General features: G+C 53.5%; 19 protein-coding genes. 9 read left to right on the plus strand and 10 right to left on the minus strand.

Annotated features, from left to right (window positions below; translation table 11 throughout):
- Nucleotides 1-8: 8 nt before the first annotated feature.
- Nucleotides 9-938, minus strand: a complete 930-nt coding sequence (locus MED297_RS02055) for a LysR substrate-binding domain-containing protein (RefSeq protein ID WP_008041914.1) — start codon at nucleotides 936-938, stop codon at nucleotides 9-11.
- Between the two features lie 122 nt (nucleotides 939-1,060).
- Between MED297_RS02055 and MED297_RS02060 the strand changes: the two genes are divergently transcribed.
- The 6 genes from MED297_RS02060 to MED297_RS02085 all read left to right on the plus strand — a co-directional run bounded on the left by MED297_RS02060 (nucleotide 1,061) and on the right by MED297_RS02085 (nucleotide 7,101).
- A complete protein-coding gene (locus MED297_RS02060) occupies nucleotides 1,061-1,606 on the plus strand; it encodes a carboxymuconolactone decarboxylase family protein (RefSeq protein WP_008041916.1) in 546 nt (181 codons plus the stop codon).
- A 24-nt stretch (nucleotides 1,607-1,630) separates the two neighbouring features.
- Nucleotides 1,631-2,206 (plus strand): pyridoxamine 5'-phosphate oxidase family protein, encoded by a 576-nt coding sequence (locus MED297_RS02065; protein ID WP_008041918.1) that lies wholly within the window; start codon nucleotides 1,631-1,633, stop codon nucleotides 2,204-2,206.
- A gap of 86 nt (nucleotides 2,207-2,292) precedes the next feature.
- Nucleotides 2,293-3,357, plus strand: a complete 1,065-nt coding sequence (locus MED297_RS02070; protein ID WP_008041919.1) for a sensor domain-containing diguanylate cyclase — start codon at nucleotides 2,293-2,295, stop codon at nucleotides 3,355-3,357.
- A 94-nt stretch (nucleotides 3,358-3,451) separates the two neighbouring features.
- Nucleotides 3,452-3,982 (plus strand): cytochrome b, encoded by a 531-nt coding sequence (locus MED297_RS02075; protein WP_008041921.1) that lies wholly within the window; start codon nucleotides 3,452-3,454, stop codon nucleotides 3,980-3,982.
- 109 nt (nucleotides 3,983-4,091) lie between these two features.
- Nucleotides 4,092-5,333, plus strand: a complete 1,242-nt coding sequence (locus MED297_RS02080; RefSeq protein WP_008041923.1) for a hypothetical protein — start codon at nucleotides 4,092-4,094, stop codon at nucleotides 5,331-5,333.
- A 28-nt stretch (nucleotides 5,334-5,361) separates the two neighbouring features.
- Complete coding sequence (locus MED297_RS02085; RefSeq protein WP_008041925.1) at nucleotides 5,362-7,101, plus strand: ATP-binding response regulator; 1,740 nt, start codon at nucleotides 5,362-5,364, stop codon at nucleotides 7,099-7,101.
- 35 nt (nucleotides 7,102-7,136) lie between these two features.
- Here MED297_RS02085 and MED297_RS20975 read toward each other — a convergent pair whose 3' ends face one another.
- The 3 genes from MED297_RS20975 to MED297_RS02100 all read right to left on the minus strand — a co-directional run bounded on the left by MED297_RS20975 (nucleotide 7,137) and on the right by MED297_RS02100 (nucleotide 9,216).
- Nucleotides 7,137-7,772, minus strand: a complete 636-nt coding sequence (locus MED297_RS20975; protein ID WP_008041927.1) for a response regulator transcription factor — start codon at nucleotides 7,770-7,772, stop codon at nucleotides 7,137-7,139.
- Nucleotides 7,773-7,896: 124 nt separating this feature from the next.
- A complete protein-coding gene (locus MED297_RS20980; RefSeq protein ID WP_008041928.1) occupies nucleotides 7,897-8,613 on the minus strand; it encodes a GNAT family N-acetyltransferase in 717 nt (238 codons plus the stop codon).
- 3 nt (nucleotides 8,614-8,616) lie between these two features.
- A complete protein-coding gene (locus MED297_RS02100) occupies nucleotides 8,617-9,216 on the minus strand; it encodes a GNAT family N-acetyltransferase (protein WP_008041929.1) in 600 nt (199 codons plus the stop codon).
- 288 nt (nucleotides 9,217-9,504) lie between these two features.
- Between MED297_RS02100 and MED297_RS02105 the strand changes: the two genes are divergently transcribed.
- On the plus strand, nucleotides 9,505-11,247 hold the full coding sequence (locus MED297_RS02105; protein WP_008041930.1) for an AMP-dependent synthetase/ligase: 1,743 nt from the start codon (nucleotides 9,505-9,507) through the stop codon (nucleotides 11,245-11,247).
- A 12-nt stretch (nucleotides 11,248-11,259) separates the two neighbouring features.
- On the opposite strand, the gene MED297_RS02110 is transcribed toward MED297_RS02105, so the two are convergent.
- The 6 genes from MED297_RS02110 to ptsP form a co-directional block, all read right to left on the minus strand.
- Nucleotides 11,260-11,886 (minus strand): Yip1 family protein, encoded by a 627-nt coding sequence (locus MED297_RS02110; RefSeq protein ID WP_008041933.1) that lies wholly within the window; start codon nucleotides 11,884-11,886, stop codon nucleotides 11,260-11,262.
- 172 nt (nucleotides 11,887-12,058) lie between these two features.
- On the minus strand, nucleotides 12,059-12,463 hold the full coding sequence (locus tag MED297_RS02115; RefSeq protein ID WP_008041934.1) for a GFA family protein: 405 nt from the start codon (nucleotides 12,461-12,463) through the stop codon (nucleotides 12,059-12,061).
- A gap of 232 nt (nucleotides 12,464-12,695) precedes the next feature.
- The gene (locus tag MED297_RS02120) at nucleotides 12,696-13,925 is read right to left on the minus strand and encodes a permease (protein WP_008041936.1); all 1,230 of its coding nucleotides are present in this window, start codon (nucleotides 13,923-13,925) and stop codon (nucleotides 12,696-12,698) included.
- A 305-nt stretch (nucleotides 13,926-14,230) separates the two neighbouring features.
- Nucleotides 14,231-15,964, minus strand: a complete 1,734-nt coding sequence (locus MED297_RS02125) for a PTS fructose-like transporter subunit IIB (protein WP_008041938.1) — start codon at nucleotides 15,962-15,964, stop codon at nucleotides 14,231-14,233.
- Complete coding sequence (pfkB, locus tag MED297_RS02130) at nucleotides 15,961-16,914, minus strand: 1-phosphofructokinase (protein WP_008041940.1); 954 nt, start codon at nucleotides 16,912-16,914, stop codon at nucleotides 15,961-15,963. Before pfkB ends, MED297_RS02125 begins: the two co-directional genes overlap by 4 nt.
- Nucleotide 16,915: 1 nt before the next feature.
- A complete protein-coding gene (gene ptsP / locus MED297_RS02135; protein ID WP_161599258.1) occupies nucleotides 16,916-19,789 on the minus strand; it encodes a phosphoenolpyruvate--protein phosphotransferase in 2,874 nt (957 codons plus the stop codon).
- A gap of 242 nt (nucleotides 19,790-20,031) precedes the next feature.
- On the opposite strand from ptsP, the gene cra reads away from it, so the two are divergent.
- A complete protein-coding gene (gene cra, locus MED297_RS02140; RefSeq protein ID WP_008041942.1) occupies nucleotides 20,032-21,030 on the plus strand; it encodes a catabolite repressor/activator in 999 nt (332 codons plus the stop codon).
- Nucleotides 21,031-21,602: 572 nt separating this feature from the next.
- Complete coding sequence (locus tag MED297_RS02150) at nucleotides 21,603-22,151, plus strand: hypothetical protein (RefSeq protein ID WP_040556395.1); 549 nt, start codon at nucleotides 21,603-21,605, stop codon at nucleotides 22,149-22,151.
- The last annotated feature ends 12 nt before the right edge of the window (nucleotides 22,152-22,163 follow it).

Raw genomic sequence — 22,163 nt, forward strand, 5'->3', positions numbered from 1 at the left:
CCTCCCGGTTATTCAGCCGGTTGGCGAAAGGTCATCATCTCAGCCAGTTCTGTCCGCATTCGCGGAATGGCAAAGTCCAGAAAACAAAGCAGTTTCAACGGCATTCGACCGCGTGCTACGTGCATCATGTGGATCGGGACCGGCTCGCGTTCATACTCGTTTAAAACACTCACCAGCGATCCAACTTTCAATGCCGGGAAGGCCTGATAATACAGAACCCGGGCAAAACCAATCTGAGCGACCGCGGCATCGACCACGGCTTGCCCGCTATTCACTCTGAACCTCGGCGAGATCGGTACCTCAAACATCTGGCCGGTATCAGGGGCGCAAAATTGCCAGACCGGGAACGGTAAACGCGTGTCAAGCGTGACACAGGGTTGGTGTGACAGGTCGCTCGGATGATTCACTGGGCCCGTTTCTGCCAGCAGTTCCGGGCTGACGCACGTGATGAAGGGCATGGTGCCCACCTGAGTGGCGACCAGGTTGCTGTCCGGTAAGTGGCCGACTCTCAAGGCCATATCAATGTGCTCATCAATCAGGTCGACGTTCTGATCAGACAAATGCAGCTGAATCTGTATATCCGGGTACATCGCCAGAAACTCCGTCACCAGAGGCTGAAGATAGCGGCGGCCAAAGAGCAGAGGGGCGGTCAATACCAGATGGCCTTTTGGAGCCAGATACTCACCCTGAGCCTCGTGTTCGGCGCAGTCAACCAACTCCAGAATGGTCCGGGCTTTATCCAGATACTGGCTGCCGGCATCGGTCAGCGTGAGTTTGCGGGTTGTCCGGGTTAACAGGCGCGTTCCCAGCAGTTTTTCCAGGTCGGATATTTTCCGGCTGACAGTCGCCAGTGGCACGTTCATCGCTTTGCTGGCGGACGAAAAGCTCCCACGATCAATGACGTTGACCAGGGTCCGCATGGCCTCGAGTCGGTCCATTATTCTTCCATTTTCCGGAAATATGTTTCTCGAATATAGGGGATTATCCTGAAATATGAAAGTGGCTAGGATGCGCCCAGCAATCGAGCAGAGTCGATTGTACTCACTTAAAGGAGACGACTATGTCACGTATCACTATCCCTGAACTGAATGCCTTGCCGGAAGCTTCTCAACCGATTCTGGAACGTGTTCAAAAGCAATTAGGTTCCCTGCCGAACCTGTTTCGACTCATTGGCGTCAGCAGCAAAGCTCTGACGGCCTACACCAACTTCAACAGTTCAATCTCGTTGGCTCTCGACGCCAAAACCCGGGAGCGTATCGCGTTGGCGGTTGCTCAGGTGAACGGCTGTGGCTATTGCCTGTCGGCCCATACCTATTTGGGTTTGAACCTGGTGAAGCTCAGCCCGGAAGAGATCGCGCTGAACCGTAAAGGCCAGTCTAATGACGCCGTTGCCCAAGCGGCGGTGAGCTTTGCAGCCAAGGTTGCTAAGGCGCGCGGTCATGTGTCCGCAGCGGATCTTGCGGATGTGCGTGCGGCGGGTTACAGCGACGCTCAGATTGTCGAGATTGTTGCATTGGTTGCTGAAAGCACCTTCACCAACTACCTGAACGAAGTAGCGCAGACGGAGATAGATTTTCCGGTCGTAGACGCGGAACAGGCCGCCTAAGCCAACCAAGTCACGGAGTTAGTTATGGCCGGAACGTTTTTGAACATTGCCAGCACACCTGCGGTCATCCGTCGGCAGCAGCAGGACGGCTCAGCCGGGTTGTGGGCAAAGGCAGGTGCCGATGAGCGCGGGGACGCTTTGACCCCGAGAGAAACCGCGTTTATTGCAACCCGTGACAGCTTTTATCTGTCGACGGTGTCGGAAACAGACTGGCCTTATGTGCAACACCGTGGTGGCCCGAAGGGCTTCCTCCGAGTGCTCGACAATCACACACTGGCGTTTGCCGATTACCGAGGCAATCGTCAGTTCATCAGTACCGGTAATCTGGACGGTAATGATCGCAGTTGCTTGTTCCTGATGGATTACACCCGTCGAATGCGATTGAAGCTGTTTGCCCGCATTGAGATTGTTGAAGCATCGCAATGGCAGTCTCTGGTCTCGACACTGGTTGGCGCGTCCGAACGCGGTAAGGTGAGTCGGGTGTTCCTTGTGCATGTTGTCGCGTACGACTGGAACTGTCCGCGACATATCACGCCGCGCTACAGCCTGGAAGAGATTGAACAGCTGGGCTTGAACGGCTCGAAAGCTAAAAAGAAATGATGATCAACAGCAGACCCGAGTGAACATTACTCAGGCGTTAGTGCCTGGTGAGTCACTGAGTCTGCAAATCTGAGAGGAGGTTGCTTATGACCTTGTCCGAACTGAACATGAAAGCGGAAGCGTTGTTCCGGCATCCGGTGCCGGTATCGACTGTAAAAATGGATGCGCCCATGTATACACCAGAACAGGCACGCTTTGATCGCGTTGTGAAACTGACCAGTCAGGTGCTGAAGGTTCCGGTCGTTAACCTGTCCTTGGTGGATAATGACCATCTTTGGTTAAAACATACCGTCGGTATGCAGCCGTCGGTGGTCAGCCGAGCGGGCAGCTGCTGTGGGTATGTGGCGCAACAGGATGGGTATCTTGAAATCCCCGATCTGCGTGTCAGCCGCCATCGGTTCAACTCAGTTTTTGGTGCCAATGGCAATGAAATGCGATTTTATGCCGGCTATCCGGTGCATGATGCGCGTGGCCGAACCATCGGCTCATTCTGCATTATGGACGACACTCCCAGAGTGCTTTCTGCCCAGGAGCGTGAGTGGATGTTTGACCTGAAAGAGATCGCCGAGGGGCAGCTGCACAGCGTGGAATTGAGTCAGCTTAAACACGATATGGAACATGCCCTGGTGGAATCGAAACGCGACGGTGTCACCGATGCACTCACCGGTGTCTGGAATCGCAAAGGCATTCTTCACATTCTGGAGCAGAAACTGAATGTGTCTGAGCGTACAGGCGAGACGTTAGGGGTCGTTTATGCCGACATTGATCACTTTAAACGCATTAATGATACCTACGGTCATGCCATCGGGGATGAGGTGCTGGTACAGGTCGCGGATCGCATCCGACTGATGTTGCGCAACTACGATGCCCTGGGTCGAATCGGCGGTGAAGAGTTTCTGGTGTTGGTATTGGATCCGGCACCGAATGCGGCGCAACGTATTGCTGAACGTATCCGGCAAGCCATTGAGCAGCGGCCGGTGGCAACCCGAGCAGGTGATCTGATGGTGTCTATGAGTCTTGGTGTTGCGGTTAGACACGACGAGCAACAACAGGCCACGTCAACGGCATTAATGGCTGAGGCGGATCGTTGTTTATACCAAGCAAAAAATGCCGGGCGCAACTGTGTCCATGGACCTGAACTCAGTGCTTAGACGGTGATCGCTGACCGTTTATTTACCACCGAGGTCATATTTGTTGCACATTTCTGGCAACAATGGGCGGGACATTCTTTGCTTTGAGTTTTGTATGACCGCTGTTACTTCCTCTCGCTTATCCCGACTGACGATTGGCTTGCATTGGTTTATCGCGATCGGTTTCATGGCTTTGCTCGTCTCAGGTTTGATTATGGAAAACATGGACCGGGGGCCGGCGCAGTTTCAACTGATGAACGCTCATAAATCCTTGGGTTCATTGTTTTTTCTGGTGGCCGCATTCCGTGTTGGTTACCGAATGTTGACAGGGTTTCCGACAGAACTGTCCAATAAGCCTCGATGGCAAGCATCAATGGCGCACGGTGTACATTGGGTTTTGCTTGCCGCGACGGTTCTAGTGCCACTCTCGGGCATCGCTATGACGCTGGGCAATGGCTTTGGTTATGAGGTGTTCGGAATGACTCTGGTAGAGCGCGGTGAGCCGATTGTTTGGCTGCGTGATATGGGTCGGGCTGTTCACGGAGCCGCACCGAAAGTCATGATCGCTGTTATTGTTTTGCACACTGTTGCCGCCATTCGACAACAATTCGTCGACGGTTCATTGTCTCGTATGCTGGGTCGTTAGTGTTTTTAGATTTTCACCCGAATGGGTGAAGATTGGGATTCATAACCTGCTCATACTGGCCACTCTGTTTTACAGCGCGCTTGCTGTGTCATCACAATGGAGTGTCTATATGAATAAGCGAATCCTACTGACCTTACCACTGGCGGCAACCCTGGCTTTGGTTGGATGTAACCCCTCTTCTAACGACGATGCCGGTTCGACGGGAAACACGGGCGAAACCGGCGAAACGGGTGGTGGTGAAACCAACCCGGGTGGTGGTTCAACGACCCCGGAACCCTTGACGGTTTATACTGATGAAAAATGGAATGCCAACACCGATACCTTTGAAGACCTAACGTTTTTTAAAGGCGGCATCGACCTGTTTGCCGTGAAACGAACAGCGAAGCTCGGGGCTGATGAGTATAAAACGCTGGCGGGTTCAGAGGTGTCTAAAGGGCTGGTCACTCACCGCGAGGTTTTGTTTGATCAGACGTCGTCACATCACGTGCGCACCGCCGGTTTTAAGTTCCAGCACTCGGCAGCCAATAACTCAGAAAACGATATTTTGGTCGTGACCTGTACGCCCGGCGTGTGGATGTATACCGGGGCTCCGGGGACCGGTCCAATTCTGATTCCGGCAACGCTGACGTTTTCGCTAAAGAGTAACCCCAGCGAAACTCAAGAGTTAAGCCTGACGTTGAACGGTGAACCGACAGCGTATAAGCATTTGGTGTCCTGCGATGCGATGGATGTCTATGATGGCGCAGGCTCGCCGGATGAAGTGGTGGTGTTCATTGGTGGTAAACAGGCGTACGTGAATAGCTCAGGCAGTATCATCCGACGATCCGCGATGACGCGTCTTTCCATGGATTTTGACCGAGACGGTGAAATGGAAGACAACGATCCAGCCGTTGGACCTATGATTGGAGGTATCGGTGGTGCGACACTGTACAGCTCTGGTTTCGATGACATTCGTGCGTTGTCGGCCGTATCGGGCACTCAAGTGATCGCTTTCCATCGTTCTGGTGTGAACAACAAACTGTATGAGTACGATATGTCGTCCCCGTCGCCGCTGCGTACATTGGTCACTTCGGGAACGAATGCCTTTACCGGACAGACCGATGACATGACCGTCAGCGACATGGAGGCCCACGTCGCCTTCGGCAACATTCCGCGAGTGAGTCTGGTCAGTCATGACTACACCGGAGTCGTGACCGTCGACTATGACAGTGTCAGCCCGTCGTTTGTGAAAAGCACAAACACCGATGCGCAGAACTGCGTGGATGTGATCACGTCCGATAGCCAGCCGAATGCGCGATTGTGGTGCCACAACAGCACAGACGAAGGTAAACTGTTGCAGTTCACCTATTAATCCATTGACGTAAGCCACAGGTCCGACCATGACACTGATTGAACTTGACCGTGAGTCGCCCCACGCCCGAAACATTCAATGGGAGCGGCAATCGCTGTTTGTCGATGAAGTTCAACCGCGCATGGTCGCCAGCGGCCTGGGTGCGGCATTGCTGGCACTTTTGATGATGAGCAATCTCAGTATTGCCATTCTGCTGACCTGGTTGGTGATCTGCTTGTCGGTCAGTGTCGGTTCTTATTTCCTGCTGACCCGACAACGCCAGGTGTTAGGTCGGGACTACCAACAGGACCGATCGTACCGCTTAGGCTACTGGCATCGTATTAACCTGCTGATCGCGCTCACCTGGGGGGCCTTGTGGAGCGTGCTGCCCTGGTTTTTCTTGGACGGCGCCAGTCAATCGCAGATTTTTACGTTGCTCCTGTTTGTCATGGTCATGTCATCGATGCCGTCTGTAACCATGGGAACTTACCCGGACATTTATCTGCTGTTTATCGTCCCCGTGTTCAGCAGTCTTTTTATTCTCTTATGGCCGACCTCCACACCTTTGTTATTGATCGTGGTCGCCCTGTCGGGTGTCTCACTCGCGGTATTCAGTCTGATGACGCATAAAAGTCAAATGAACTCAATTCGCCTTCGTTTGGAGCATCAACTCGCACAGCAGCAGGCACACGAAGCGGATCAGGCCAAAAGCCGATTTCTGGCGGCGGCCAGTCACGATCTTCGGCAACCGTTGCAGGCCGCCAATCTTTATCTGCAAACTCTGTCATCGCGTGCTGAATCGCAAGATGAATTGCTGCTTAAAGCCAAGCACAGTGTTGAATCGGCCAACGAACTGTTAACCAAGTTATTGGATATGTCGCTGCTCGATGCCAACGTCGTGACGGTGTCGATCCAACCCTGTCAGCTGCAATCTATGTTGGACGCCATTGAATCTGAGTTCGCTGAGCAAGCTATGAGTAAGGGTCTGAAATTGCGTATTGCGCCGATGCCGGTGGAAGTCAGCACTGACCCGGTATTACTGATGCAGATCCTTCGCAACCTGATAGGTAACGCCGTTAAGTATACCCGTGCCGGTTCGGTAGACGTCAGTGTTGAGCTTCGTGAAACTCAGGCAACGCTGCGCATAGAAGATACCGGTCCGGGCATACCGGCAGATGAGCAGAGTCATGTCTTTAAAGAGTTTTACCGGGCTGCACATGGGCAATCTTCTGAGCCTGGTATGGGGTTGGGCCTGTCGATCGTCAAGCGTCTGTGCGATCAACTGAATGTGCCATTGACTCTGGTGTCTGAACCGGGACACGGGACTACCTTCAGTTTGACATTGCCGGTCTCACGGCAGACGTCGGGTGTTGCGGGCACTGAGCGTCGCTCACCGAGTTTACCTGAATCGTTTGTTGCCATTGTCGTCGATGACAACCCGGATGTTCTCGAAGCACTGTCTATGATGCTGGTGGAATGGAACGGGGATGTCTGGACGGCGGCCTCGTTTGCCGAACTGCAAGCCCTGCTGCAGACACTGCCGTCAGCGCCGGATGTCTTACTGACCGATGACATGCTCGATGATGAGCATCGTTCAGAGGACTGTATTGCCGAAGTGCAACAGCGGTATCCGAACACGCCTTGCGCGGTGATCACCGGGAACACGTCGCTACGCGGCATTCAGCGGCTGAGTCATACACAATGGCCGGTTCTGCATAAGCCGGTTGACAGTGCCTTGCTGAAAGAAACGCTGGCAAACCTGATTAACAGCCGTCAGTCCAGTCAGTGACACAAACTGACTGCTTGGCTGACTTTGTATGTCAGTCAGATCAGGCCCAGTTCCGCCGCTCGATTCAAGCATTCCGTACGGTTGGAGACCCCGAGCTTGCCATACATGAGTCGTGTATGCGTCTTGATGGTGTTGGGGCTCAGGTTCAGCGCCTGAGCAATCTCCGAGGTACTTAACCCGGTTTGCATCTGTTGCAGAATGGCGTGTTGCCGGCCTGTCAGATCGATGTTCTCTTCTCGTCGCTCGGCCAGTTCTCGGGTCAGTGTGTCGGTGGTGATCCAGCGACGTCCCTGTCGAATCTGTTGTACAAACGCCAGTATGTCGGCCGGGGATTGATCTTTGGTTATGAAGCCGCGGGCACCGAGTTGTTGGGCGTTAGTGACAGAGCTGGGTTGACGGTTGGCTGAACAGATCAGAACTACTGATTGCGGCCAACGCTTTAATATCTGATCGAGCAGTGCCAGGCCGGGGGTATCAGGTAAATCCAGATCAATCAGAATGCACTGGTAGGTTTGTCCGTTCTTCAGCTGCGCTATGGCTTGCTGGGCATTGGCGGCGACGTCGATTTCAAGTTGAGGTGCCAGATGACGCAGCGTCAGTGACATCGCATCGGCGAACATGGTGTGGTCGTCGATTAACAACCAACGCTCAGTGGATAACGTTTGATTCATAGCAGTCAGGCCCTGATACCGCGACAGGCAAAGCATAAAGTGGGTAGCACCGTTGATGTGAGCACTATAACGGGGGTTTGCCGGCCGTTCAATTTACACCCTTGAGGTAACGCGCACACGGAGCTTATGTCTTCGCGACGGCGACGGTCCACAGTCCAAAGCGTTGCAATCCCAACCGTTGCGATATTTTAAGGGAACTGAGGTTCGACAGTTGGGCGCGGTACTGTGGTACCAGTCCACGCCGAAGGGCATGAGCACTGAGTGCTTTGACCACGGCAGCGCCGACACCGCGACCGCGGCAATCCGGTGCGGTGATGACTCCTAGATCGGCAAACGGAGTTTGTTGCCAACGATAGTAGTCAGCAACGCTGCACAGCTCACCTTGATCGAAGTGCCCGAACACGGCTTCGTTATCGAGTTCGGGCTCCACTTCATCCCAGTCTTCAGCAGGCATCCGGGCATGAAACCGGTCGAAAACATTAGCATCGTCTTCGGTCAGCTGGCGGATGTTCGTCGGGTTCGGTGAACGTAGCAAGGCCTGTTCATCGGTGTCGGAAAAATAATGCATGGCATCGTCGTCATACCAGATTAAGTTCTGAGCTGACATGGCGGATTCGATATCGGGCAGGCATGACTCCGGGGTCAGCGACAACTGGTTAGCGCATGGGCGGGTCACCGCGACAAAGGTTTTATCGTCGTGGCGGACCAGCTTCAACAGGGAATGTCGGGACGGCAGTGTGTCTGCAATGTACAGATTAACGGTCTCATCATTCGCCGGCTGATCCGAAAACCCGAAAACTGACTGCCAGTATGAATAGGCGCGTTGATTGATGGTCGCCATGCATTAACCTTGTCGGGGTTTGGTGAGCAGATAATTCAGGTGCGCTTTAATTTCGGGCCATTCACCGCGAGTGACGCTGTACATAACCGTATCGCGAATGGTGCCATCGCGACGTTGAGCGTGCCCGCGGATAACGCCATCTTTTTTGGCACCGAGACGTTCAATGGCGCGCTGGCTGGCAAAGTTAAAGTTGTCGGTTCGCCACCCCACGACATTGCAGTTCAGCGTTTCAAACGCATGCGTCAGCATCATCAGTTTGCAGGTTGTATTCACCTGAGTGCGTTGCACACTTTTTGCGTACCAGGTGTAGCCGATCTCGACGCGTTTAACGTCCGGAAGAATGTCATGGTAACTGGTGCTGCCCAGTACACGTCCGCTGTTGTCGTTGATGACGGCAAACGCAAACCGATGACCGGCCTCACGCGCCGCCAGAGCCGTTTTAATATAGTCCGACGTTTGTTCGGGTGTTGGCACCCCGGTAATGCGCAGATTCCATAGCTCACCATCGGCCGCGGCGGCTTTCAAGCCGGCATCGTGTTCGTGTTCCAGTGGCACTAACGAAATGCCATTCAGGTTGAGTGTAATGGGCGTGACAAAATGCATGACAGTGGGTCAATCCTTGGCGTCAGTAACAGAGTTACACAGTTTAGGAAATTTTGACGGGTACGCCTATCCAAGATTTTGCCGGTCAACACTGAGCCGAGTGAACTTTAGAAGCTCGATGAAACCGTCGTTGTATCTTCCGTGCTATCTGAAATGTGGAAATGGAGTGTTTTGCCACGGTCATAGGGTCGATACCTATTTTAACCGGCTTTAGTGCACCGAAAGCTGGTATCAAAATAGAAAACTCTTATAATATACATCTGTATATTAATTGTTTGAGAATCTCACTTGTCTTATATCGCCCGCATCCAGCAACACGCACAGCAACGGCCTGACGCTCCGGCCTTGTCACAAAAAACCGAAGCCGGTTGGCAAACCTGGGTCTGGCAGGACGTTTGGCTTCAGATCGAGCAGATAGCCGCCGAACTGCATCAGGACGGGATACGCCGAGGCGACCGGGTCGCGATATTTGCTGAAAACGCGCCCATCTGGACGCTGGTGGATTTGGCATGTGTGTATCTGGGCGTGGTGTCCGTCCCTATTTACGCCACGTCGAGCCCGGAGCAGGTCCGCTACATTCTGAATCATGCCGGGTGTCGGGCGCTGTTCGCAGATGGCGGACTGTTATCAGCGGTGGCACCGGCTCTGTCCGGCGTGGCCTCGCTGGATGTCGTCATCCGGTTCGGTGAAGGCGCAGACGGTGTCGCTATAGATAGTTGGTTACAGCGGCGATCGGCAAGGGTACCGCCGGTTTATTGCCGCAGTGAAGAACTCTACACCCTGGTGTACACCAGCGGGACGACGGGTCAGCCCAAGGGCGTCATGCTGACGCATGGAAACCTGATGGGGTCGATGACTGCACATCTGTCGAGCCTGACTTTTAATCAAGGCGACCGATCTTTGGCGGTGTTGCCGCTGTCGCATGTGTTTGAACGTGGCTGGACAGCCATCGTGTTGTTTGCCGGCGGGCACAACCATTATCTGTCAGACATTAATCGCCTGGCGGAGTATTTGGCCGAGGTAAAGCCTCACGTGTTCTGCGCGGTGCCGCGTGTGTTTGAAAAAATCCATGCCGGCATTTTCCAGAAAGCCAATGCCGCGGGTGGTCTGTCACTTAAGGTGTTGACCTGGGTGGATCAATGGAACAGAGATAATCAGCAGCGCTTGGCGGCCGGGGACAAGCTGTCGCTTTATCGAAAACTGTTGCAAGGGCTTGCCCGCGGTTTGGTCGGACGCAAAATCAAAACCGCGCTGGGTGGGCACACGCGGTTTATCCCCTGTGGCGGTGCCGCCCTGGATACCGACATACATGCATTTTTTATGGGACTGGGTGTCAACCTGAAAATCGGCTATGGCCTGACCGAGACCATGGCGACAGTCAGTTTTATGCCGGATCAGGGTTATCGGCTCGGCACGCTGGGTCGTCCTATGCCCGGTATTGAAATCAAGATTTCGCCGACGGATGGCGAGATTTTGGTGCGCAGTCCGAGCATGACGGTTGGTTACTACAACGATCCGGAGGCGACTCAGACGCTGATTCGCGATGGCTGGTTGCACACCGGAGATGCCGGTCATCTGGATGACGAGGGTAATCTGGTGTTCCGTGAACGGCTCAAAGAGTTGATGAAAACATCCGGCGGTAAATACATTGCCCCGCAGCACGTTGAAGGCGTCATTGCCCGGGAAGCGCTGGTGGAACAGGTCGCTGTGATTGCCGATGCGCGAAACTATGCCACCGCGTTGATTGTACCGGCCTGGGAATCGCTCGAAGAAAGAGCAAGAACAATGGGCATTCGGTTCAGCAGTCGATTGGATCTAATCCGCCACGCAGACATCGTGGCGTACTTCGAACAACAGCTGGCCACTTTACAGGCGCACTTGCCGCGATATGAACGCGTAAAGCGATTCACGTTATTAGCAGAACCGTTCACGGTGGAAAGTGGAGAGATCACCCCGACGTTGAAACTGAAACGCAGGGTGATTGTGCAACGCTTCAAAGATGAAATTGAAGCGATGTATCAAACCCGTTGATGACAAACGGGTTTACCAGGTAAACAGCCCGATGATTAACACAAAAGGCAAACCGACAACGAGCAGCGGAATAATACAGTTCCAGAGCGCTTTCCAGGCGGAAAAGCCCTGAACTTCGCCGAGGCATTTCAGGAAAATGATGAAGGCCCAAATGCCGAGGATGACTTCGATGACGGCTAAGCCGAAGAACAGAACGAACGTGGTCGTGCTCTCAGTCAGACTGTAGGCCTCGGCCATAAACATTTCACGGCCGATCAATGCGTACTGAGGAATCCACAGCAGCAATGCCCAAATCACCGGCACGTTAGCCCAGGCAATGGCCGCGCGGATTTCTTCCCGATGCCCCTGACCATTGATCCAGTTACCGGTCCAGCTCAGTAACCAGCCATAGACATACATGGCGAGGATGCCACCCAAGGCACCCAGCGACATAGCCATCAGGACAATCATTACGACTGAAAAATCATCACCGGCGTCTTTGTAACTGGCGCGGTCCAGCGCTTCGGCAAATCCACCCAGCGCGGCAAGCAATATGACCGACTGTTTGGGGTTGGTGCGGATGATCTGCCGGATGGTGGCTCTGGGTTGTGTCCAGATGGAGAACCAGGGGTTTAAGTAGGTCTCTGTTGATCTTTCCATTTTTTCTAAAGCATCCTTTGTTGTTATGTGAATGCGCACGAGGCACTGAAGCGACAGAACCGGGATTAGAACAGACGTTGACATACGCGTCTATTGATCTGACTCCGGGTCGTGGCGAGTTTATGCGCGAATCTTCGTTCAGCGGTGGAACCGGGTGCCGCGATCCGTCGGGTTATCGGCCGGGCTCATGAGCGTCGTAACGCGGCAGTGGCGCATCCAGGTCTTCCCAGTTGGCTTTGGAGGTCACGAAGTTGTGCGAGACAGGGCGTTCCGTGATGTCCGAATCCAAAATGCCTAACCGCAGTCGCAGCCGGCTCGGATCTGACGCATTCGAACTGTAAACCGGCGAGGCACAGGTCGCGCAAAAATGTCTGACTTTACCGGGCGAGGTTTCATAATGACCTAACGCCTGTGCGCCTTGCACGATTTGAAACTCATCAGCATTCACAAACCCATTGGTGGCAAAGGCTGTTCCACTGTTTTTTCGACACTTAGAGCAATGGCAATGGATGATGGAATCGATGGCGCCGTGAACTTCGATCTGTACCTGGCCACAGAGGCAGCTTCCTGAATACATTAGGGGTCCTTTCAATGCGGATAAATAGGGTGTCGTTAGGCAAGCGCTGATTGTATGCGATACCGTTCAGTCAATGAACCTGAAAATTATCCGGTCTCCTGAGAATAAAGCCTATGGGCCGTATCGGATTTAGCGGTCGCCCGGGCGGCTGACTGATCGACAACCGCTTGAACGGTAAGACTGCGGCCGAGGTTATGTTCGAATGACCTCGGTTGAACTCCAGGGGTCGGTTTTAACCGAGCAACAGCCCACCAATCAACCAAACAACCGCGATGGCGGACAGTGCCTGTAACACTCTGTCAGTTAGTGTCTTGCCGCCATGGTTATGGTGATCGTGACCGCTGTGATCATGATGGCTGTGAGCCTTCTGTTTCTGTCGCCACAGCCAGAACAGTGCGACATTGGCAATCAGCAGAATGATGTTAAGCACCATCTGATAGTTCACAGCAAAAAAGTTTCGATTGGCAGGGTTTACCAGAGATTGATAGTCGGGCAACAGATCCAACAACACCAGAGCGTAGTGCATGAGAAGTGCAGACGTTACGATGGCAACGAGCATGATTGCTAAGATGTATAACGCCATTTTCCATCCATAGTAGGCTGCGTTAATTCGCAGCACCGGTAATACCACGAGATCGGAAAAGATAAACGCCATTACCCCAGCAAAGGTCACGCCCTGACTGAACAGCACCGCCGCTAGTGGAATGTTACCCATCGAGCCGATGAAGGTAAAAAATGCCGCAATGGGGCCGACCAGCGTCTGTGCCAGAACATACCAAAACCCGGGGTTAGCGGCATCGGTTGTGCCCGAACCGAGAAATAAAGCTTGGAAAAATGCATCCGGGATCATGGCGGAAATAATGCCGGCGACGGTAAACCCGATCAGCACATCTTTCCAGACCATCTGCCATTCCATCACATAGGTTTCGCCAATCGTCTGCCAACCTTTCCGGCTTTTGATGATGGCTTTCCAGTCTTGTGATTCTGCCGATTCTTCAGAGCCTTCCTGTTGCTGTCGTGCTTGTTGTTCAAGCCGACGGGGGCGCGTTAAGCGAATGATCAGCCAGGTAATCAGAATCATCAGAACGCCGCCCACATATTCACCAACCACAAACTGCCAACCGAGGAAGATGGCAATGACCATACCCAGCTCGATGACCAGGTTGGTTGACGACAACATGAACGCTAAGGAAGGTGCCAAACCAGCCCCTTTATTGAAAATAGCGCGCGTGGTGGACAATGCGGAAAAACTGCAGGAGCTGGAAATAAATCCAAAAAACGTACCGAGAAACATGCTGCGAGGACCGTCAGTACCCATGGCTTTTTGCATGCGGGCGCGGGTGACCAGAACCTGAATCAGGCTGCTGACAATGTAACCGAGAATGAATGCCCACAGAGCCATCCAAAAAAAGCCAATACTGGTGACCGCAGCCTCGTGCCACAGACTTGTGAAAGAACTCAAACCCTTTCTCCTGTCTTGGACTGAGCAATGACCTTAGCATGAATCGTTCAGCTCATGACAGGGCGTCCCTTTGAACAATGACTTCAAAAAAAACTGAATAGAACATCACTTTAGGCTGGATCATAAATGATAAAACCCGCCGGAGCGGGTTTGTTCAGACTATTGAGGAGGGGGTGGCCCGTTGTGAGCCATGCGTAAAGTCAGGTCACGGTTCGCGCCATTAATGCGTCCAGCTCGGCATTGGAAAAGCTTAACCTGAACATCCTAACGTTGCGCCTTAGTGACCGGACTTCACAACTGGCTCATTAGGCCAGTTTTTCCTGCTCGCGTTTGGCACTGATGCCTTTCGCCAGCAAATAACCGAAGGCCGTAATGAACGAACCTGCGGCAATGGAAACCACATAGAGTGCGACGTTAGTGATCGCATTCGGGATGAACAGTACAAAGATACCGCCGTGAGGTGCCAGCAGTTCTGCACCGATCAACATGGACAACGCACCCGTGACGGCACCACCGATCATCGCCGCCGGAATGACACGCAGTGGATCTTTCGCCGCGAAAGGAATAGCACCTTCAGAGATAAAGCACAGACCCAGAACAAATGACGCACGACCGGCTTCATGTTCGGCATCGTTGAAGTACTTACGACCTAAGAAGGTTGCCAGGCCCATACCGATAGCTGGCGTCATACCCGCGGCCATTACAGCAGCCATCGGCGCGTAGGTTTGTGAGGCCAGCAGACCCACACCAAAGGTGTATGCGGCTTTGTTCACCGGACCACCAAGGTCGAAACACATCATGGCGCCGAGGATGATACCCAGCAGGATTGCATTCGAAGAACCCATGCCTTCGAGCCATGCGGTCAGCGCGTTCATGACGGAAGACACCGGACCACCGATGACATAAATCATGATCAGGCCAGTCACTAAGGTTGCGACGAAGGGCACGATCAGAATCGGCTTCAGCGATTCCAGTGACGATGGCAGCTTGATGTTGTCGACCAACCATTTGGCACCATAACCGGCAATGAAACCGGCCGCGATACCACCGAGGAAGCCCGCACCAACAGAGCTGGCCAACATACCGCCAACTAAACCGGGCGCAAGTCCTGGGCGATCAGCAATGGAAAAGGCAATATACCCGGCTAACACCGGAATCATCAGCGCAAAAGCCGAACCGCCACCAATGTTCATCAGTGCGGCCGCCAGTGTGCCTTCTTCCTGGAACGCTTCGATACCGAAGATGAACGACAGTGCGATGATCAAACCACCGGCCACAACGACTGGCAGCATGAACGAGACACCGGTCATCAGGTGTTTGTAGGCACCGGTTTTTTCTTTCTTGAAAGACTTACCAGCCGCCAGATCTGCGCTGGCAGCGGACTCAACTGATGCTTCTGCAATGGCATTCTCAATCACCTCTGCGGATTTTTTCAGTGCATTACCGGTACTCGTACGATAAATACGCTTGCCGGCAAACTGACTGGCATCGACTTCGATATCAACCGCCAGAATCACCAGATCGGCTGCTTCAATTTCAGCGTCCGTGATCTGGTTTTTAGCGCCAATGGAGCCACGGGTTTCAACTTTAATGTTGTGCCCTTTTTCTTTACCGGCAGCTTCCAGCGCCTCGGCGGCCATAAAGGTATGGGCAACGCCGGTGGGGCAGGCCGTGACGGCGACAATGTTTAATGATTGCATGTCTGCTTCCTCGTTCATTGTTGTTGTTTGATGGGTGGTTTTTGGTGTTTCTGTTAAAGCGTTTTCGAAAACCCGGCTCGGATTCTCAATGGCATCCCGGAGATCAAAAGTGACCAACGGAAGATTCGTTAACGCCGAGGTGTCGGCCGTGGAACTGCAAAGCACCAGGTCGATGGCGTTGAGTGTTTTTGCGTCGAGTGTGCCAGCACTGGCCAAGTTGCCCTGAACATCGGTGACGACGTGGTGTCCCGCCGCTTCGGCGGCATCCTTCAGTGCGCCGGCCGCCAGGTAACTGGTCGCAATGCCCGCTGGGCAATGAGTAACAATCAGCAGATTCATATGGCCTCCTGGATTGGGTTAGCCGACACTTGGACGGCCTGTTGCAGTTCATTCAGTCGATCCGGGTTTTGCACACCCACACCGACCTGTTCCACAGCATGGGCGGAAATGGCGCAAGCGAGTTTCAAGCCTTCAACCGGGTCGCAATCGGTGACCAGGGCGTGAGCCAAACCGGCGACCAATGAGTCGCCGGCACCGACGGTGCTGACGACCTCCACACGGGGCGGCGTAGCTTTCAGCACGGCGCGTTGACGGAACCAGTAGCAGCCGTTGGCACCGTCAGAAATCACCACCTGTTCGACACCGAGTGCAAACAGCCGGTCCGCGGCGGCGGCCAGATCGGCTTCGGATTGGATCGATGTACCGAGCCATTCTTCGAGTTCTTCCCGATTGGGTTTGACCAGCGTCGGCCCAAAACGCACGGCTCGGGCAAACGCTTCGCCACTGGTATCGAGCAGAACCGGGCAACGTGCTTGGCGCAATGTATTGATCAGTTGGCCATAAGCATTCTCATCGAGACCGGGCGGCAAGCTGCCAGCCAATACGACCGCACTGCAGTTTTCAGCCGCTCTTCGCACCTGGCTTAACAACTCATCGAACTTTTCGACCGGTACATGCAGGCCCGGCAAGTTAATGTCAGTCACCCGTTGTGACTGCTCACTGACTTTGACGTTGATGCGGGTCGCACCGGGCAAAACCATAAACTGATTATCTAATCCATCGCGCTGACAGGTTTCGATAAACGGGCCTTGATTGTCTTCGCCGATAAAACCGCTGACGTGGACATCGTGATTCAGGTCGCGCAGCACCCGGGCGACGTTTAAACCTTTGCCGGCCGCATGCAGCGTGCCGCTCTGAGCTTTGTTGACTTCGCCCGGCGTCAGCGTGTCGACCCGAACCGTCAGGTCCAGCGCCGGGTTTAACGCAATGGTCAGAATGGGAGCGCTCATGTCACGCCTCCTTCGACTTCAGTTGGTATACACCTTCAGCGTCAATCGCCTGTAGTGCCTGTTGAGCCAGCGTTGCAGATTCGGCTTTGCTGGCCTGACGAATGGCCGCTTTCACCATCGGAATCGCTTTCGACGACATGCTCAGTTCTTTCACACCCAAGCCCATCAGCAGAGTCGCTGCAAACGGATCGGCAGCCAGTTCACCGCAAACGCCCACCCAGATGTTGTTTCGTTCGGCGGCTTTCACGGTCAGATCGATCAATCGCAAAATCGACGGATGAATCGGATCGGCCTGGCGGGACAGCTTGGCGTGACCGCGGTCAACCGCCAGCGTGTATTGCGTCAGGTCGTTGGTGCCAATGGAGAAGAAATCGAGCTCTGGTGCGAAGACGTCGGCCATCAATGCGGCGCTGGGCACTTCGATCATCATGCCGATTTCGCATTGAACGTCCGGATAATCGGCAGCCACTTCTTCATAGATGGCGCGAATCTTCCGCCATTCCTGAATGTCGCTAATCATCGGGAACATGATACGGATCGGGCCGGAACGCGCCGCTTCGAGCAGTGCTTTCAACTGACGTTTCAGCAGGTCCGGGCGCATCAGTGACAGTCGCGCACCGCGAACACCGAGGAACGGGTTTTCTTCATCGTCCATCGCCAGATAGGGCAGTGGCTTGTCACCGCCGACATCCAGCGTGCGCACAATGAGTGGGAAGTCGGTATTGCCCAGACGCTCACGCGCTGACTTATATTCCGCAACCTGTTGGGCGTGCGTTGGCTCTTTGGTGTGCGCCATATAAAGAAACTCAGAGCGGAACAGGCCGATGCCTTCCGCGCCTTGCGCGAGAATTTTCTCAACGTCGCTGGCGCTGGAAATGTTGGCGACCACCTCCATGCGTACACCGTCCTGACTGATGGCCGGATCAAACCGTTTGGCAAAGGCTTCGGCTTGTTGTTGCTTGCGACGATCTATCTCAACACGAGCCTGCTCCAGAGACTCGTCAGAATCCGCCACGGTCAGCAGTCGATTATCGCAGTCGACAATCACCGGCGTGCCATCGGTCAGCGTCAGTGCTTGCTCACCACAACCCACCAGCAATGGAATGCCCGCGGCTCGAGCCAGAATGGCTGCGTGCGACGTGGTGCCGCCTTTGGCGGTGACGATGGCCTGCACAATGGCCGGGTCAAACTCGGCAACCTGCGACGGGCTGATTTCTTCACACAAAAGAATGTGCGGTTCGTCAGCGGCTTGAGTGGATTGACCGCTGAGAATCAGCATCAACTGATAACCCAGATCTTTAAAGTCGTCAGCACGTTCGGCCAGCATTGGGTCGCTGCTCAGCGACAGTTGATCGGCCAGTGACTGATAGGTCGCTGTCCAGGCGGCTTCAGCACTGCGACCCTGTCGAATAGCATTGCGGGTGCCGTCGACCAGTTCCGGATCGTTCAGCAGTTCCAGATGCATGGCCAGAATTTTGGTTTTGGTGCTGTCGTTGGTAGCGTCCAGTCGTGCGGAGACCTGGGTCATCAACTGATCCAGCGCTTGTTCGAACCGGTCCAGTTCGGTCGTGGTGTCCTGGCCGTGTTCACTGAAGTTGAACGACAGGCGTTCCAGTTTCAGTATCCGACCGGCCGCCATGCCCGGTGCACCGGTCATGCCCGTCAGTTCGTCGCCGGCTTCGAGTGGACGGACTTCCGCGGCTTCGTTCAGATCCAATTCTGGTGCGCTGTCTTCGTCGAGTTCAGGCAATGGCATCACCGGATCACCCAGGCCTTGGGTAACGGCAGACGATAATTGCTGCAGAATCGGGTTGGAATCATCGGTGCCGGTGACGGTAAAGCGCAGACTGTGGCCGTGTGCCGCGCCCAGGCTGATCAACCGGGCAACACTGGTGCCCTGAACGGCCATGCCATCGCCACTGAGGTTAGTGACCCAAACATCGGCCTTAAAGGATTTAATCAGTTTGGCTAACTGTGCGGCCGGACGGGCGTGTAAGCCGTGTTCAATCGGCAGGCGAAGTTCAATGCTGTCGCCTTCAATCGGCATCTGACGCAGCAAGTCCGCTAAGGTCGAACCGGATGCGGCTTGAGTGAGTTGTGGCAACTGATGATCACGCTTCATCTGCAGCAGTCGGTCATAGAGTGCTTTGTGCGAACGACCCTGAGTGGAAATCGCCAGCAGCAGGTTGAAGTCGGCACTTTGAGCGGCCTGTTCCGGAACCACAGCGGCAACGCCGGGCGTGGATTGTTCAGTCAGTTCGGTCAGCAGCCATACCCCACCACCGAAGTTCAGTGGTTCTTGTGTCATCAGCGACAGCTGTTCGGCCTGGCTGACGTAACCATTGGCGACCATGATGCCGGCGGCCAAGGCTTTGGCTTCATGCACACCGGTCACCGAGGCATCCAAGCGCATGGCTTTCGCATCAATGTTTAATTTAGGTTCGAGTTTTTCGCCTTTGAGAATCTGAATCACGTCATCGGGCGATGGCGTGGTGTGCAGTTGGTTTGAGAGATCGTCGTCCATGATCACATGGGTCAACTGACGCAGCACGGTGAGGTGTTCATCTGACTTGGCGGCGATACCAATGACGGTGTGTGCAATCTGGCCGTCACCCCAATCGAGACCGTCATCAAAGCGCAGTACCTTGATACCCGTTTGTTTCACTTCATCGCGGGTTTCGGGTGTGCCATGCGGAATGGCGATGCCATTACCCAGGAATGTGGAGGTTTGCGTTTCACGGGTCCGCATGCCCTCCAGATAGGCGGGTGTCACCAATCCCGAGGCGACCATGTCATCGACCATGAGGGCGATGGCCTCGTCTTTGTCCTTCGCCTCCGCACTCAGGCGGATGTCGGTGGGTTTCAGTTCGAGCATCGGATCGATCTCCTGCTGTAACATTTGCTAAATCGGTTTAGCACAATACTGAAACGGTTCAGCAGGTGATGCAAGCGATAATTTATTACAAAGTGTTGTGATCAATGTTCGAATCGGTCAAAAAATGATCTGGATCAGAAAAAACGGCCTGAAATGGCTAAGATCTCACCAAATTTGCAAAGCTGAATGCATTCAGCAAGAAACATAGTACAATGGCATGACGTTAATTTTTGAGGTTCTCTGTGAAAATCGCCGATATCGCCCGTTTGGCTGGAGTTTCAAAAGCCACTGTCTCCAGCGTGCTGAACGGTAAGGCTGAACAATACCGCATCAGCCAGAAGACTCAGGAAAAAGTGTTTAAGGTTGTTCGCGAACACGATTACCAGCCAAACCATTCGGCGGCGTCCCTTCGCAGTGGTAAAAGTCATTCCATCGGACTGATTGTGCCGGACTTTGAAAACCGCTCTTACCTGCGTATTGCCAAACGGCTGGAGGCCTTAGCCCGCGCCGAAGGCTATCAGCTCATTATTGCCTCGTCGGACGATCAACCGGAGACCGAACTCGAAAGTGCCCGTACCTTGGTGTCGCGTGGAGTCGATGCCTTATTGGTGTCAACCAGCCTGACCGATTCGAGCGATTACCTGTCCATACTGAATCGGGGCACGCCGGTGATCGCCATCGACCGGGGATTGAGTGATCAGTTCTCGAACGTCATATCGGACGACTATCAGGGAGCGTTGCAACTGACCAACGCGTTGCCGCTGGCCAACCTGAACTCGGTGGTTCTGATCGGCGCTTTGCCTCAGTTAAGCGTGAGCCAGGAGCGTGAACGCGGTTTTCGTGCGGCGGTTTCCGGGCAGACCCGATTGATTCCATCCATCTATTATGGCGAACGCTTCGACCTGGAGTCCGGCATGGCGCAGTTCCGTAACGCGATTGCCGATCACGATGGCTTGCCCGATGCGGTCATTACCACCTCGTACGCCTTAATGGAGGGCGTGATTGAAGTGTTGCAGTCGGACTTTCGTGAAGCTTTATTTCAGTCGCCGGTCTGTGCGTTAGGGACATTCGGGAACAGTCGCTTACTGGACTTCCTGCCGATGCCGGTGGTCTCACTTCCGCAGCAGTACGAACAGATTGCCGAAGCGGCCTGGAGCCTAGCACGGCAGGCCATTGAGTCCAGTTACCAGCCGCAGAAAGTGATCATCCGCCGGAAACTGAATCGTCGTGGGGTGGCGTAAATACAGGGTCAGTCCACACTCATTCTCTGACAATAGTTGGTTGTAATCCGGTTCCGGTTTTAGATGTGTGGGTGCTTCATATTAACGATGATGCTTTAAGTCACGTTATGTTTTGTCCTGGTGATTTTGCTGAGATAGTTGTTGTTGAACCTTGGTTTCCTTTCTGATTGTTCGATCACAGTTTTTTACATCGGTTGTAGAGTCAATAAAGTAGCTTGAGTAACCTGATACTTCACTTTTGTGAAAGGGAACATTATGTCTCAAAGGGAAGAAGTAAGAGAGATTGTCAACGCGTTGTATGATGCTGCTGGCATTAAATATAAATATCGCGGGGAGGTAACAGAGTTAACCGCTGAAGTTATGGGTAGAATGCTCTCTGAAATTAGATCTTGCACGAGCGCCCTAAACTGGGTTCCCCGTCCGACTGGAGGTAAAGCGACCATTTCTTGGATTGTTAGAAATCTGGGCAGTTCATTTACAAGGGAACTGAAAAAGAAAAGTATCTCGCTAACTTGTGGGCGAAGAGTGCTCTTAGGTTTAAGAGCTGAATTAGAGTTATCAGGGATGATGTAATGAATTCGATGTTAAAACTTGTAAGTTTCTTCTTAGTTATTAGTGCGTTGAGTAGCTGTGTACACATGCATAGTTCTTCAGGCGATTCAGACATTTCTCTTGTTGTAGATCCTTTTGTTTTTCGAATTGACAGCCAAGATAGGCCAGTAATAGAAGTGCTTAGTTTTACCGGCTCACTTGCTGGTGCGAACGTTACCGTTGGAGAGAACAACGAGGTTGGCTTTGGTTTGAGCAAAACTCTGCCAACTGGTTTATTTGCTAATGGTCCAGTTCAACTAGGAATGAAAAATCGAGAGTTTCTGGAATCGCTACTTGATGGCAGCAATGGTTCGGAGACCTTATCGAAGTATCGTCAGGCGCTGGGGGTAAGTAACGCTAACGAGATTTTGCAGTACGTGAAAGGTGATTGGCTATTTATCTTGCTTTCAACTGAACTGGGTCCCGTTGCCTACGGTGCGACAAATAACTATGACTTAGTTTTTCAAATCAATCATAACGAAAGTTTTGCTGCTCTTGATGAGCTGATCGAAGAAGCCTCGCTAAAATAACACTGGTTCAAC

Origin of the sequence: Reinekea blandensis MED297 (assembly GCF_000153185.1) — a bacterium.
Classification (GTDB): Bacteria; Pseudomonadota; Gammaproteobacteria; order Pseudomonadales; family Natronospirillaceae; genus Reinekea; species Reinekea blandensis.